The sequence below is a fragment of the Salinispirillum marinum genome (assembly GCF_042650105.1).
In the GTDB taxonomy this organism is placed as follows: domain Bacteria; phylum Pseudomonadota; class Gammaproteobacteria; order Pseudomonadales; family Natronospirillaceae; genus Salinispirillum; species Salinispirillum marinum.
The window spans coordinates 1,359,243-1,373,328 of sequence record NZ_JBHSAL010000001.1 but is presented as its reverse complement, the minus strand read 5'-3'; the positions used below and the strand labels follow the sequence as shown (position 1 = coordinate 1,373,328).

The 14,086-nt window shown below is 53.4% G+C and carries 13 protein-coding genes; 2 read left to right on the top strand and 11 right to left on the bottom strand.

Translation table 11 applies throughout. From position 1 onward, the window contains the following. Window positions 1-4: 4 nt before the first annotated feature. Window positions 5-937 carry a YihY/virulence factor BrkB family protein gene (locus ACFOSD_RS06425; RefSeq protein ID WP_380692496.1) on the bottom strand — a complete coding sequence of 311 codons (933 nt, stop codon included), beginning with the start codon at window positions 935-937 and terminating at the stop codon, window positions 5-7. A 130-nt stretch (window positions 938-1,067) separates the two neighbouring features. Here ACFOSD_RS06425 and ACFOSD_RS06420 point away from each other — a divergent pair, with 130 nt between their 5' ends. Further along, the gene (locus ACFOSD_RS06420) at window positions 1,068-1,844 is read left to right on the top strand and encodes a substrate-binding periplasmic protein (RefSeq protein ID WP_380692497.1); all 777 of its coding nucleotides are present in this window, start codon (window positions 1,068-1,070) and stop codon (window positions 1,842-1,844) included. On the opposite strand, the gene ACFOSD_RS06415 is transcribed toward ACFOSD_RS06420, so the two are convergent. The 10 genes from ACFOSD_RS06415 to ACFOSD_RS06370 all read right to left on the bottom strand — a co-directional run bounded on the left by ACFOSD_RS06415 (window position 1,841) and on the right by ACFOSD_RS06370 (window position 12,458). Further along, window positions 1,841-2,356, bottom strand: coding sequence for a DUF192 domain-containing protein (locus ACFOSD_RS06415; RefSeq protein WP_380692498.1), 516 nt, complete (start codon window positions 2,354-2,356; stop codon window positions 1,841-1,843). The genes ACFOSD_RS06420 and ACFOSD_RS06415 overlap by 4 nt on opposite strands. Before the next feature lie 15 nt (window positions 2,357-2,371). After that, complete coding sequence (locus ACFOSD_RS06410) at window positions 2,372-3,187, bottom strand: ion transporter (protein WP_380692500.1); 816 nt, start codon at window positions 3,185-3,187, stop codon at window positions 2,372-2,374. 147 nt (window positions 3,188-3,334) lie between these two features. Next, window positions 3,335-4,165 carry an ABC transporter permease subunit gene (locus tag ACFOSD_RS06405; RefSeq protein WP_380692501.1) on the bottom strand — a complete coding sequence of 277 codons (831 nt, stop codon included), beginning with the start codon at window positions 4,163-4,165 and terminating at the stop codon, window positions 3,335-3,337. Next, window positions 4,165-5,097 (bottom strand): ABC transporter permease subunit, encoded by a 933-nt coding sequence (locus ACFOSD_RS06400; RefSeq protein WP_380692502.1) that lies wholly within the window; start codon window positions 5,095-5,097, stop codon window positions 4,165-4,167. Before ACFOSD_RS06400 ends, ACFOSD_RS06405 begins: the two co-directional genes overlap by 1 nt. Further along, complete coding sequence (gene potA, locus ACFOSD_RS06395; protein ID WP_380692503.1) at window positions 5,094-6,233, bottom strand: polyamine ABC transporter ATP-binding protein; 1,140 nt, start codon at window positions 6,231-6,233, stop codon at window positions 5,094-5,096. The genes ACFOSD_RS06400 and potA overlap by 4 nt, the downstream gene beginning before the upstream one ends. A 152-nt stretch (window positions 6,234-6,385) precedes the next feature. Further along, a complete protein-coding gene (locus ACFOSD_RS06390; RefSeq protein ID WP_380692505.1) occupies window positions 6,386-7,474 on the bottom strand; it encodes a polyamine ABC transporter substrate-binding protein in 1,089 nt (362 codons plus the stop codon). A gap of 66 nt (window positions 7,475-7,540) precedes the next feature. Then, a complete protein-coding gene (locus tag ACFOSD_RS06385; protein WP_380692507.1) occupies window positions 7,541-8,935 on the bottom strand; it encodes an aspartate aminotransferase family protein in 1,395 nt (464 codons plus the stop codon). A 93-nt stretch (window positions 8,936-9,028) separates the two neighbouring features. Next, a complete protein-coding gene (locus ACFOSD_RS06380) occupies window positions 9,029-10,381 on the bottom strand; it encodes a glutamine synthetase family protein (RefSeq protein ID WP_380692509.1) in 1,353 nt (450 codons plus the stop codon). Between the two features lie 24 nt (window positions 10,382-10,405). Then, a complete protein-coding gene (locus ACFOSD_RS06375; protein ID WP_380692510.1) occupies window positions 10,406-11,161 on the bottom strand; it encodes a gamma-glutamyl-gamma-aminobutyrate hydrolase family protein in 756 nt (251 codons plus the stop codon). A gap of 253 nt (window positions 11,162-11,414) precedes the next feature. Further along, a complete protein-coding gene (locus ACFOSD_RS06370; RefSeq protein ID WP_380692512.1) occupies window positions 11,415-12,458 on the bottom strand; it encodes an NAD(P)H-dependent flavin oxidoreductase in 1,044 nt (347 codons plus the stop codon). A 150-nt stretch (window positions 12,459-12,608) separates the two neighbouring features. Here ACFOSD_RS06370 and ACFOSD_RS06365 point away from each other — a divergent pair, with 150 nt between their 5' ends. Beyond that, on the top strand, window positions 12,609-14,060 hold the full coding sequence (locus ACFOSD_RS06365; protein WP_380694938.1) for an NAD-dependent succinate-semialdehyde dehydrogenase: 1,452 nt from the start codon (window positions 12,609-12,611) through the stop codon (window positions 14,058-14,060). Window positions 14,061-14,086 lie beyond the last annotated feature (26 nt).

Below are 14,086 nucleotides of genomic sequence, written 5' to 3'. Positions count from 1 at the left end.
ATCGTCACTCAATATGACGGCGCACATAGGCGGCGCCATGATTAGGGCGTACACGCCCACCTCGAGCCTCCAAGTGCGCCCGGCAAAAGGCCGCACCATACAACAGTACTAAGGCGGAATACTGCACCCACACCAACAACAACACCAAGGAACCCGCAGCACCGTAGGCCGATCCTACGGCTGTATTGGTGAGGTAGCGGGCCATGAAATAACGCCCCAACATGAAGAGCAGCGCGGTGAGCAACCCCGCCGGCAATACATCGCGCCAGGACAGGAAAACGTCCGGCAGTACCTTGAAGACAGCGGCGAACATGACACTGATCACCACCATGGAACCCAACAATTCAACCCCGACAATGCCCGATTCCGGCACCTCAACCCACTGGTCTGCATAGTTCAGCAGCGCCTGTACTAAAACGCTCAAGAGCAAGGAAGCCATCAGCAAGATACCGATCGACAATACGATCACCAGCGAGAACAGCCGCTGCCGCAGATACACCACCATGCCAGAGCGCGAAGGTTTGGGCACCACATCCCAAATCGCGTTCAAAGATTGCTGCAAATGCGCAAACACGGTGGTGGCCCCCACGATTATGACGCCTAAACCGATCAACGTCGGCAGCCAACCACCGCGATCCAAGCGCGCGCCCAGCACCGCGTTTTGAATCAACAAGGCGGCATCGGCGCCGACAAAGGAGGTTAAGTACGCCAAAACCTGACCTTCCGCCGCAGACTCTCCAAACACCACTCCGGTAAGCGTTACCAACACGATCATCACTGGAGCTAGGGAAAATAAGGTAAAGAAAGCCAGCGCAGCAGCATAGATAAACGCCTTGGTTTCGAGCCAATTGATCGCCGCCAAACGGGCGATAGAAAGCCAATACCGAAGGTTTGGCCCGACCAGCAATAAACGCTGAAACCCATATGGATACTTCATTCAAACCTCTTGTTTTCGCGAATGCCTTCCAGTTGATATCGTCCGTTCAGCAGTCTTGGCACTACTAGGCCGCTCAGGGTATAGTCTCACACCAGATGTTCCACAAGAACGATAAGAAGGTCAGCATCTGATGTTGAAGTTGTCGACATTAACGCTCGTCGTCGGAGCGTTCATGCTCTTTGTCAGCGCGCCAAGTTGGGCTAACGAACACCTCAGCCCCGAACACCACCCGGAACGTCCCATTTGGGCAATTGCCGATGTGTGGCCGTGGGGTTATACCGATCGAGAGATGCCTCAGGGTTTATTGGTGCGTTTGACCGAACACCTGATGGCACGGACGGGTATCGATGCACAGGTTATCGTTCGGCCGTATGTGCGTACCTTAAAAGGCCTAAACGAAGGCAGTATCGACTTGGCGTATGCCTTTACCAATCCGGCATCTGCACCCGACCTGATCAACCTGGGCACCATCGTCAATTCCGCCACGTTGCTCACCACACTCTCGGATCCGGGTAGCCCTGCTCCCATGTTAGACCATTTTTACGGGCGACCTGTGGGTTATATTCGTGGCACTTACTACGGTGAGGAGTTCGAGCAAGCCGAACAGATTATAAAAGTACCTGCAGAAGACGCCGCCCAAGTCATGCTATTACTGGCCCGAGGACGTGTCGACGCCGTGGTCACCACAGAACAGGCGATCTTCTATGGGGCGCCTCGATTAGGCATTCCAGCCGAACGGCTAAACAGTAGCGTACTCCGCGCGAGCCAAACAGGTTACCTCTATGGCTCGCCACATTCCGACTTCCGCGACCAATTCGCCAACATAGCGCAAAGTTTAGACGCCCTGCACCTGAACGGTGAACTGGAGCGCTTATTCCAACCTCCGGGCAGTGCGCTTGCGCCCTAGGGGTTGGTGGTGATATAGCGCGCTAAGGGCAACTGGCTCTGCACCACCAAACCGCCGGGACGCCCGAGCTGCAACTGTAAGCCTTGGCGCACCAGCCAGCCCTGATTCACCTCTAAGGCATACAACGCCGGTTGACGGACACAATGCGGCGTTTCCGATAGCGGCTCCATATCATTGACTTGAACAACGCGTTGCTGCTCATCAAGAAACAGGATGGTGAGCGGAATCAGGGTATCCTTCATCCAAAAGCAGTAATTACCTGGCCGATCAAACACAAACAACATGCCTCGATTCTCGGGCATGGAAGGCCGATGCATTAAGCCCACATTGCGTTCTTCCGTGGTGGCTGCAACTTCCGCAATCACTTGTCGATTGCCCAGCGTCAGCGTAATCTCCGGCAATTGCAGGGCGGGCTGCTGCGCGTTGGTCGATTGCGCCCCAGCCGGACCCGCCAGCCCAACGGCGACGAGAAGGGCCAGCGCCCGGATTTTCATGCCGAACCACGTTTTCATGACCTTGCCTCTGCGTTATTTTAATTTACTTTCTATGCGATCCAATTGCGCCTGCAAGGTACTGACTTGCGCGCGAATCCATTTCACATCTGCCGCCTCACCTTCACCGCTTTCCAACGCCATCGCAGCGCTTTCCTTTTGCATGACTTCCAACACAATACCAATCATCATGTTCAAAAACACGAACGCGGTGAGAAAAATAAACGTCAGGTAATACAACCAACTCCATGGATACTGTTCCATGGTGCCGTACATAATCGACGTCCAACTTTCAAATGTCGCGACCCGGAACAGAGTCAGCATGGCAATCGATATGTTGCCCCACAGAAACTCATCAACGGAGGCAAACAGAAAACTGCCAATCGCCGCGTAAATATAAAAAATGATGAACATCAACAGCAGCACATAGCCCATGCGCGGAATGGACTTCAGCAGCGCGGCCATTAGCATGCGCAATTCAGGTATCAGCGAGACCAGCCGCAAAACCCTAAAAATACGTAACAAGCGGGCCAGCAACACCATCTCGGAGTCATCGACCGGAATCAAACTCGCCACCACAATAATGGTGTCAAAAATGTTCCAGCCATTCTTGAAGAAATCGACCGGGCGTCGCTCGGCGGCCAGCCGGATCAGCAGTTCAGCGAGGAAAAAAACGGTAATAAAGAGATCGAACCAGCCCATGATCTGCTCAAAGCGACTGGTTTCTTCATAGGTCTTCGCGCCGATCAACAAGGCCGAAATGATGATGATGGCAATGACAAAGCTTTCGAACCACTTGTTGGCGCGCAGAGCTTCAAAGTGGTCACGCAGATTTCGTGCAGCAGTGGTCATGATGTTAGGTCTCAAGCACGGATAAGCAAACGGCAGGCATTATCCGTGATTGTGCGGCGGGTTCAAAGTGTGTTTACGGGTTGGAAGCGCATGGCGGGTTTTTGCGGGCTGTACAAGCCATCACCTGCGCAGCCCGCCCGTTCAGCTTTAGTTTTCCATCGCCATGCGCTGCTCGGCACGGCGTTTCATCTCCAGTTTGCGGGTGAAATACCAACTGCTGAATGCCACCAGAGATACCACAAGTATAATCAGAGTGGCCAAGGCATTGATCTGAGGCGATACCCCACGACGCACCGACGACAGTACCTCGATGGGCAAGGTAGTAGCACCCGGTCCCGTTACGAAAGAGGCGATCACCACATCGTCGAGCGACAACGTGAAGGCGAGCAACCAAGCGGACAATAACGCGGGGGAGATCAACGGTAGCGTAATAAAGATAAAGGTTTTCAGCGGTGTGGCGCCTAAATCTTGCGCCGCTTCTTCAATACTGGTGTCCATTTCGCGCAACCGTGAGGATATAACCACCGTGGCATACGCCATGCTGAACGTGGTGTGGGCAATCCAGATGGTCAACAATCCCCGGCTCGGCGGCCAACCCACCCATTGCTGCATCGATACGAACAACAGCAACAACGACAAACCAATAATAACGTCGGGCATAACCAGGGGCGCCGTGATCATGCTGTTGAACAGGCTTTTGCCGCGAAAACGCCGGATGCGTACCACCACTATGGAGGCCAGCATGCCAAACACCGTGGCCGAACAGGCTGAAAAGAACGCCACTTGGAGCGAACGTCCAACGGAAGCCATCAGTTGGCGATTGGCAAACAACTCACCGTACCACTGGGTCGACCAACCCGCCCATACGGTTACCAAGCGACTGGAATTGAACGAATAGATGACCAGAATGACCATCGGCACGTACAGAAATAAAATGCCTACCCAGAAGAAAAAACGAGAGACGTTGAACGATTTCATCAGCGATTCTCCAGTTCTTTTTGTTGGTAGTGCTGGAAGATGCTGATCGGGATGATCAAGATCAAAATCATGATGCCCGCCAGTGCCGACGCCACAGGCCAGTCACGATTATCGAAAAATTCCTGCCACAGCACTTTACCGATCATCGGCGTACCCGTGCCGCCCAGCAATTCAGGGATGACGTATTCACCGACTACCGGAATAAACACCAACATGGAACCGGCAATCACCCCGTTTTTCGACAACGGCAAGGTGATGCGGAAAAAGCTGGTGATCTTGCGCGCACCCAAATCGGACGCGGCCTCTATGAGTGTGTGGTCGTGTTTCGACAGGTTGGCGTACAGCGGCAGAATCATAAAGGGTAAATAGGAATACACGATACCGATGTATACCGAGAAATAGGTGTTCATCATTTGGATGGGTGCATCAATGATGCCAATCGATTGCAAAAACGTATTGATGTACCCACTGTTACTTAATAACCCCATCCACGCATAGACGCGGATCAGGAACGAGGTCCAGCTTGGCATCAGAATCAACAGCAATAATGTGGGCTGCTGATAGGCGGGGGCCTTAGCAATGGCGTAAGCCATTGGGTAGCCAATCAGCAAACAGAAGACGGTACTGAAAAATGCGATTTTCAGACTGTTCCAATACGCGTTGATATACAGCGTGTCACCAAACAACCAGATGTAACTGCCCAGGCTCAGACGAATATTGAGCGCGTTATCGACCCATTCCATCATTGCCGAATAGGGCGGAATGGAGATCTGCGCATCGGCGAAAGAGATTTTCGCCACAATAAAGAATGGCAACAAAAAGAAGATGCCCAGCCAGAGGTATGGCCCGCCGATCACCGACCACCGAATCCCCGGCAGCCGGGCAATATCCCAACGGGACTTAGGTGGATTATTTGTGGTTGGGTTGCTCATGATCTCAGTACCACCCCGCTGTCGTCGCTCCAGTGGACAAATACCTTATCGTCCCATGTCGGTCGATCAGTACGGCGTTCGGTATTGGCGAGGAAACACTGCACCACCTTGCCAGAAGGTAATTCCACGTAGTACTGACTGTGCCCACCCAAATAGGCGATGTCGTACACCGTGCCTTCAGACCAGTTGTGCTCGCCTTCCGGCTGCTCGGTCGACAGCCAGGTTTTTTCCGGGCGCACCGCAAACAACATGCGTTTTTCATCCACCCCGGAAGTGACGCCCCGGCCGATGTAGATCGGCTTGGTGAGATCGGCACTTTCCAAAATCATGTGGTCTTGTTCGTCGGCCACAATATCGCCTTCAAACACGTTGATAGAGCCAACAAACTCGGCCACCATGCGGTTGGTCGGACTTTCATAGATGTCGACCGGCGAACCTACTTGGGCAATCATGCCCTCGTCCATAATCGCCATGCGATCCGACATCGTCATGGCCTCCTCCTGATCGTGCGTCACCATAACGCAGGTCACGCCCACGCTTTCCAAAATATCTACAACTTCTAACTGCATTTGCGTGCGCAATTTTTTGTCGAGCGCGCCCATGGGTTCGTCAAGCAGCAGCATTTTGGGCTGTTTTGCCAAGCTGCGGGCTAACGCTACGCGCTGACGCTGCCCACCGGACAATTGGTGGGGTTTGCGCTTGGCGTATTTTTCCATGTGCACCAGCTTCAACATGCGCGCGATACGATCGGTAATTTCCTGCTTCGGCAAACGGTCTTGCCGTAAGCCAAAGGCCAAATTCTGTTCCACGGTCATGTGCGGAAATAACGCGTAGGACTGAAACATCATGTTAATGGGCCGCAAATAGGGCGGCAGTTGGGTGATGTCTTGTCCGTCGAGAATAATTTTTCCGGCCGACGGTATTTCAAAACCGGCCAGCATACGCAACAACGTCGATTTGCCGGAACCAGAAGCCCCCAGCAACGCAAAAATCTCGCCTTTACGAATATCCAAGCTGACGTTGTCGACCGCCAACATTTCGTCGTAGTACTTGCTGATACCTTCAATGTGCAGCAGGGTTTCGGTGCTGCGCGACGAGGCATTTTGTTTCTTCATTGCACCGGCGGATTTTGTCATGCGGGTTAACCCCTTATGTTCTTCTGATGATCAGCACAGTAAGCAGCACCCGACAACATAGGTCACCTTAGGTACTACGCAGTTACAGGATTAAGAATAGGGGCCAATGTTGGCCCCATCGGTGTTTTTGTGTTGCGTTGTGTTCGAACCGCTTAACGGCTGGACTTAATGCGCGTCCAGGCACGGGTGCGGATACGGTCTACACTGGGTGGCAGTGTCTCGAACGACCACAACTCGGCTTCTTCACTGGGGAAAATACCGGGGTTTTCGAGGATTTCAGGATCAATAAATTCACGTGCGGCCAGGTTAGGGCTGCCGTACCACACATAGTTGGTGATGTCGGCACCGATCTGTGCATCCAATACGAAGTTGATAAAGGCATGGGCGTTGGCAACATTGGGCGCATCGGCAGGGATGACCATCATATCCGACCACAGGGCCGTACCTTCATTCGGAATCACATATTCCACGGCCACACCGGCATCGGCTTCATCGGCTCGTGCTTGCGCGATGAATACGTCTCCCGACCAGCCTAACGCCAGGCAGATGTCGCCATTCGCCAAATCGGTGATGTAGCGTGAACTGTGGAAGTAGGTGATGTACGGACGAATGCTCAACATCAATTCTTCCGCTTTTTGGTAGTCGGCGGAGCTTATGCTGTTGGGGTCTAGGCCCAAATAAAACAGTGCGATGGGCAAAACCTCACCGGACGAATCCAAGACAGAAATGCCACATTCCGCTAACTGGGAAGCGTATTGCGGATCAAACAGCAAATCCCAACTATTGGTCGGTGCGTCGTCGCCTAGAATTTCATTGACTTTGTCGACGTTGTATCCCAGACCCGTGGTGCCCCACTGCCAAGGCACACCGTATTCCAAGTTGGCATCATAGGCGCGCAATGAGTCCATCAAGTCCATGTCGAGATTGCCGTAATTCGGAATCATCGACTTATCGACTTTCTGATAGGCGCCTGCGGCGATTTGGCGTGCCATGTAGTTGGTGGTTGGCACCACAATGTCATAACCGCTGTTGCCTGCCAAAACCTTAGCTTCCAACACTTCGTTGGAGTCGTACATGTCGTACACCACACGAATGCCGGTGGCCGCTTCAAACTTTTCAATGGTGTCTTCGGCAATGTAGTCGGACCAGTTGTATACCCGGACTTCATTCGCCATCAGCGGGCCGCTGACCACAGCCGCCATGGCTGCGCCCAACAGTGTTTTCTTTATTGCAGGTTTCATGGTTTATCCCCTACGGTCGTGAGTGTTTATTAAATTACTTTCTTATCTTTTTGCATAGTCCGAGGATCATTTTCCCTTCAGTCTATGCCATGTTTTATCTAACGCACTCTTCGTTTTTGTAATAAGTTCGTCCAGATGTTGGTCATTAATGACCAACGGGGGTGACATCATCATGGTGTCGCCGGTTGCCCGCAACACCAAGCCATCCTGTAATGCCATATCACGGCACAGTGTGCCGGTACTTCCTTCGTCGGGATAACGCAACCGCGTCGTCCGATCTTTCACCAACTCGATAGCACCTAGCAAGCCAACACCGCGTACTTCGCCCACCAAGGGGTGGTCGGCGAGCGTAGCAATCGCCTGCTGGAATTTAGGGCCAATGTCGTCTTTAACCCGCTCAACAATGCGTTCGCGTTTGAGAATACGCACATTTTCCAAGGCCACCGCAGCACAGACCGGATGGCCCGAATAGGTATAGCCATGGTTGAAGTCGCCACCTTTCGCCAAGGTTTCGGCAAAGTGGTCGGCCATAACAACGCCGCCGATCGGCAAATAGCCACTGGACAGCCCCTTGGCAATGGGCATTAAGTCTGGTTGCAGGTGATAGTATTGGCTGCCGAACCACTCTCCAGTGCGGCCAAAGCCACAAATCACTTCATCCACCACCAGCAAAATGCCGTATTTTTTCACAATCCGCTGGATTTCTGGCCAATACGAGTCGGGTGGGATGATCACACCACCCGCGCCCTGAATGGGCTCGGCAATGAATGCCGCGACCTTATGGCTGCCCAGTGCCTTGATTTTTTCTTCCAAGCTGCGGGCGGCACGTACACCGAATTCGTGCGGGGTTAAATCGCCGCCCTCACCGTACCAATAAGGCTGATCGACATGCTCAACGCCGGCAATGGGCAAGTCACCTTGCTTATGCATGCCCGGCATACCGCCCAAGCTCGCGCCTGCAACGGTTGAACCGTGGTAACCGTTCTTCCTACCAATAATGATTTTGCGTTCAGGCTGATTTTGAATGTCCCAATACCGACGCACCATGCGAAATACCGTGTCGTTCGCCTCGCTGCCGGAACCGGTGAAGAAAACCTGGTTCATGTGACTGGGGGCGATGTCGGCAATTTCGTGCGCCAACTCGATAACCGGTGTAGTGGTCGTTTTGAAGAACAGGTTGTAATAAGGCAGTTGCTGCATTTGCTGGCTGGCTGCCTGCACCAGCTCTTGTCGGCCATAGCCTAAATTCACGCACCACAGGCCCGCAAAGGCATCCAGATATTGTTTGCCGTCGCTATCCCACAAATGGCAACCTTCCGCTCGCTCAATGATGCGGGAGCCTTCGGCACGAATATCAGCATTATTGGAGAACGGATGAAAATGATGCTGCGCATCCATACGTTGCCATTGCTGCGTCGTTGTGACAGATGTGTTGGCTGCTGTGGCCGCTTTTATGGTCATGGCTGCTGTGCTCCACGAGGCCATACGCCTCAAATGTGGGGCGTTCACGCCCCACGTCGTCGTTATTGTTATAACAGGCTCTTCATGCCTGAATTAAACCGATGACAGCAGGTATTCCCGCTCCCATGAGCTGATGACTTTCTTAAAGCCTTCGTATTCCGCCCAGCGGGTGGCAATGAAGCCATCCACAAAATCATCACCCAACACTTCGCGCAGTTCCGTGCACTCCGACATCATGTCCAAGGCGACTTCCAAGTTGAACGGCACATGGTCGTCGGCCTGATCACCCAAGCGACCGGCGACGGGCTTACGAGGTTTGAGATCGTCGACCATGCCGAGGTAACCGCAAATCAAATTTCCGGCCAAGGCGATGTAGGGGTTGGTGTCCGAACCGGGCAAGCGGTTTTCAACGCGTCGTCCTTCCGGGCTGGAGGCCGGGACACGTAAACCAACGGTACGATTCTCTTCGCCCCACTCAATGTTGACGGGGCTGTTGCCCGCCGCACCGGGCAAGTACCGGCGATAGCTGTTCACGTTGGGGGCAAACATCGGCATCGCTTGTGGAATGTAAGTTTGTAATCCGGCAATGAAGTTGTAGAACAGCTTCGATGCCGTGCCATCCGGGTTCGAGAAAAGGTTCTTACCCGTTTTCACATCCACAATAGATTGATGAATATGCATGGCGCTGCCCGGCTCGTTGGTGATCGGCTTCGCCATAAAGGTGGCACTGATATTGTGTTTGAGCGCGGCTTCACGCACCGTGCGCTTGAACACAAACACTTGATCGGCCAGTTTGAGGGCATCGCCGTGGCGGAAGTTGAACTCCAACTGCGCGGTGCCTTCTTCGTGAATCAGGGTGTCGATATCCAGATTTTGCGCTTCGCTCCAATCGTAGATGTCTTCAATGATCGGGTCGTATTCGTTGGCGGCGTCGATACTGAATGACTGACGACCACTTTCACTGCGCCCGGAACGGCCAATCGGCGGTGTGAGTGGTAAGTCAGGGTCGGTACAGCGGGCGGTTAAATAGAACTCCATTTCGGGAGCCACAATGGGTTTCCAACCCTTGTCTTCATACAATTCCAACACTTTTTTCAACAAGTTACGGGGCGACAGGTTAATCGCATTACCCATGTTGTCGTAACAATCATGGATAACTTGCGCGGTGGGCTCTAAGGCCCAGGGTACGAGAAAGACGGCGCTGTCGTCCGGGCGCAAATGCATATCGATGTCGGCCGGGTCGAGCAGGCTGTAGTACACCTCATCGTCCGGGTAATCGCCGGTGGCGGTTTGCAGCAACACAGATTCCGGCAAACGAATGCCTTTTTCGGCAATAAATTTGTCGGTGGGCATAATTTTGCCCCGCGCTATGCCCGTTTGGTCAGGCGTGATGCATTCGATTTCAGTGATATTGTTTTCTTTAAGCCACTTCGTGAGCTTTTCCATAGTGTTCCAGTGGGGTGATGCGCATCATAACAACTGAGTTTGACGACACGCGGCCCCGAAAGCCTCAAACAGGTTTTTGTTAGGTTGATTTTCCATTACACGCCATTCCGGGTGCCACTGCACTGCCATAGCAAACGCGGTGGCACCGTCAACACTGAAGGCTTCCACCAACCCATCGTCCGCGATGGCTTCAGCAGTTACCCCCGGTGCTAAGCGATCAATCCCTTGGGTGTGCAGGGAATTGACGCGATATTCTTGTACGCCGGTTATGCGCTCAAGCTGTCCACCTGATACACAGTTGATGCGGTGCGCGTCCGCGTATTGTTCGGCCACAGTGAGCGTTTTATCTTCTCGATGCTCCTGATATGGACCGACCTTATGCAGGTGTTGATGCAAGGAACCGCCTAACGCCACGTTCATTTCTTGCAAACCACGGCAGACCCCGAACAACGGCTTTCCTGCATCCAATGTACTGCGAATTAAATCCAGTGAGAGCTGATCGCGGGCTTCGTCGTACAGCGTGCCCTCAATGTGTTCCCCGTCATAGTGCTCAGGGTGCACCATGGAATAACCACCCGGCAGAAATACACCATCCAGCCGTTTTATCCACGCGCGCACATCCACCAAATCACTTAACGCAGGAAGCAACACTGGCACAACATCGGCGGCCTGCACCAGAGCCCGCAAATATTTATCGCCTACCGTGTGAAACGGATGTGGTGGAATAACTTTGACATCGGCGACCACGCCAACCCAAGGCTTGCCCGAACTGAGGCTCATATTGCACCCGAAAATGATGTTTATGCACTGCCTTTGTACTGTAGCCCAAATGACCGCGCTGTGTGTTTGTTTTTTGCAACATTAACATAAAATATAATTAACACAAGAGAGCTTAAAGCCACTTTTGTAAATTATATCGAACACTCGGAAACGCTCTATTCTAGCGCACTCACGCCCTGCTTTCGTGCAGCCTATGCACAGACTTACTCTGTTTTCTGACCATTCAGACCATCATCTATGCACTGTGCAAAGGTCACACCACAAACCCCTGAGCTAGAAAGGCCGTGATCTCCGCTGCACTGGCTTCCCGACATTCCGGCGCGCGCTCACCCGCCCACAATGGCGAGAAGTCAGCCACGCCCTGCGCCTCTGCAGCTTGGCGCAATGGTGCCAGAGCATTAGATGCCAAAGGGAACGGAGGCACAATGGCACTCATAGCACCCAAATCATTCATCAATTCCGTGACCAAACCACGCGCCGGGCGCCCCGAATACAAATTGGTCAAGGCGGTCATCTGCGCCGCCGAACTGCTCAAGGCAGCGCGGTGCAGAGGTGATGTCGTGGCTTCAAGACTGCGTAAATAAGCCGTGCCAACCTGCACCCCAGCCGCTCCGGCCGCCATCGCTTCGGTTACGTCTTCGGGCGTTGCAATGCCTCCGGCAGCGACCACCGGCACCTTTACATTAGCCAGTACATCACGCAGCAAAGGCATACGACGCTGCTGTGTTTTGAGGTCGGTTGAAAGGAACATCCCCCGATGTCCACCGGCTTCCAAGCCCTGGGCAATAATCACATCAGCGCCCTGTTTTTCCAACCAAAGCGCCTCGTCGAGCGTGGTCGCTGAAGACCATATCTGGGCACCCAAACGCTGCACCCGTTTTAGCAACGCCGGAGCTGGCAAACCAAAATGAAAGCTGACCACGGCAGGCTTATGCGCCTCTAGCACCTCGGCCATGGCATCATTAAAGGGCTGGCGGCTGGGTTGCGAGGTTGATGTTGGCAACGTTAAACCGAAGCGTTCGTAACAGGGTTGCAAAGCGGCACGCCACAACAGGTCACGTTCGGCATCGTATTCGGGGGGCATATGGCAGAAAAAGTTGACGTTATAGGGGCCTTGAGTGTGCTGGCGAATTTGTCGCAAGGCCGCATCCAATTGTTCGGCTGACAACATGGCGCAGGGTAAGGAACCTAACCCGCCTGCCTCAGTGACGGCAATGGTTAGAGCGCTGTCCTGCACACCGGCCATCGGTGCTTGTATTAGGGGAAATGCTAAACCGAGCTGCGTTAAATCCATCATTTTTGACACCTTGTTTACTGATTAAGCACGGCAATAGTGGCACGCAGTTTGCGGCTGCAACGCCAAGCACCATAAAATATTTTTAACAAATAAGTTCAAAACAGCCAAAATGTTAATTATATTAAACACCCTAAGCAAGACGAGGGGACCATTGTGAAGACCACCACGCTACTGTTAGAGCACGCTTTTATCAACGGAGAATGGCAACAGGCTGATACAGGAAAAACCTTTCCTGTGCGCAACCCTGCCACCGGTGACGTGCTGGCCAACGTAGCCGACTGCTCTGCACTCGATGCAACCCGCGCCGTCGAAGCCGCCGCCGAGGCGTTTAAAACCTGGCGGCATACCACCGCGAAAGAGCGTGCAACGATTTTGAAACGCTGGTTCGCGCTGATTAACGAACATCAAGACGACATTGCCCTATTAATGACGCAAGAATGCGGTAAGCCGCTGGCAGAGTCCAAGGGCGAAGTGGCCTATGGCGGTTCGTTCATTGAATGGTTTGCCGAAGAAGCGCGCCGGGTATATGGCGATGTTATTCCTACCAACGCCCAGGGGCGTCGTCTATTAGCCAGCAAACAACCGATTGGGGTATGTACGGCCATTACGCCATGGAATTTTCCGCTGGCGATGATCACCCGCAAATGTGCGCCGGCTTTGGCTGCCGGGTGCACCGTCGTCGTAAAACCTGCCGAAGCCACACCGTTAACTGCCTTGGCCTTGGCCGAATTAGGTCGCCAAGCCGGACTACCGGCGGGCGTCTTCAATGTCGTTCCGGCGTCCAGCGGCAAAGACGTTGGCGCTGTATTAAGCGAACATCCGCTGGTGCGCAAGGTGTCCTTCACGGGCTCAACCCCCGTGGGAAAAATTCTGCTTAAACAAGCGGCGAATACCGTCAAACGTGTGTCCATGGAACTCGGCGGTAATGCACCTTTCATCGTGTTTGATGACGCAGATATCGATGCTGCTGTCGCCGGTGCTTTAGCCTCCAAATACCGCAACACCGGGCAAACCTGCGTATGTACGAACCGGTTTTTGGTGCAGTCGGGCGTGTACGATCGCTTCGCGGAGGCGTTGGCGAAAGCCGTTAGCGGTCTAAAAGTGGGCAACGGTGCGGACGAAGGCGTGACCCAAGGCCCACTCATTAATGAAGCCGGTGTGCAGAAAGTTGAACGCCTAGTGGACGATGCGCGCAACAAAGGCGCAACCGTATTACTGGGTGGCAAACGCCATGCGCTCGGCGGTAGCTTCTTTGAACCGACGGTTTTAACCAACGTCACGACCAACATGGCGGTGGCACAAGAAGAAATCTTCGGGCCGGTATCGCCCTTGTTTCGCTTCGAGACCGAAGAAGAGGCCATTCAAATGGCTAACGACACACCCTTCGGCTTGGCCGCGTACTTTTACAGCCGCGACATCGGTCGCGTGTGGCGCGTTGCCGAGGCGCTGGAATACGGCATGGTGGGCATCAATGAAGGTATTATTTCTACCGAAGTCGCTCCTTTTGGCGGCGTGAAAGAGTCTGGCTTAGGCCGCGAGGGCTCCCGATACGGCATCGAAGAATACCTGGACATCAAATATATGTGTATGGGCGGCCTGTAACTGGCCGTTCAATGAACGAGATTGCA

Bases quoted from the DNA above. Each gene is read 5' to 3' on its own strand.
- ACFOSD_RS06410 (WP_380692500.1), bottom strand. From the start codon at position 3,187: ATGACCACTGCTGCACGAAATCTGCGTGACCACTTTGAAGCTCTGCGC.
- ACFOSD_RS06405 (WP_380692501.1), bottom strand. From the start codon at position 4,165: ATGAAATCGTTCAACGTCTCTCGTTTTTTCTTCTGGGTAGGCATTTTA.
- ACFOSD_RS06415 (WP_380692498.1), bottom strand. From the start codon at position 2,356: ATGAAAACGTGGTTCGGCATGAAAATCCGGGCGCTGGCCCTTCTCGTC.
- ACFOSD_RS06390 (WP_380692505.1), bottom strand. From the start codon at position 7,474: ATGAAACCTGCAATAAAGAAAACACTGTTGGGCGCAGCCATGGCGGCT.
- ACFOSD_RS06385 (WP_380692507.1), bottom strand. From the start codon at position 8,935: ATGACCATAAAAGCGGCCACAGCAGCCAACACATCTGTCACAACGACG.
- ACFOSD_RS06375 (WP_380692510.1), bottom strand. From the start codon at position 11,161: ATGAGCCTCAGTTCGGGCAAGCCTTGGGTTGGCGTGGTCGCCGATGTC.
- ACFOSD_RS06400 (WP_380692502.1), bottom strand. From the start codon at position 5,097: ATGAGCAACCCAACCACAAATAATCCACCTAAGTCCCGTTGGGATATT.
- ACFOSD_RS06420 (WP_380692497.1), top strand. From the start codon at position 1,068: ATGTTGAAGTTGTCGACATTAACGCTCGTCGTCGGAGCGTTCATGCTC.
- ACFOSD_RS06380 (WP_380692509.1), bottom strand. From the start codon at position 10,381: ATGGAAAAGCTCACGAAGTGGCTTAAAGAAAACAATATCACTGAAATC.
- ACFOSD_RS06370 (WP_380692512.1), bottom strand. From the start codon at position 12,458: ATGATGGATTTAACGCAGCTCGGTTTAGCATTTCCCCTAATACAAGCA.
- ACFOSD_RS06425 (WP_380692496.1), bottom strand. From the start codon at position 937: ATGAAGTATCCATATGGGTTTCAGCGTTTATTGCTGGTCGGGCCAAAC.
- potA (WP_380692503.1), bottom strand. From the start codon at position 6,233: ATGACAAAATCCGCCGGTGCAATGAAGAAACAAAATGCCTCGTCGCGC.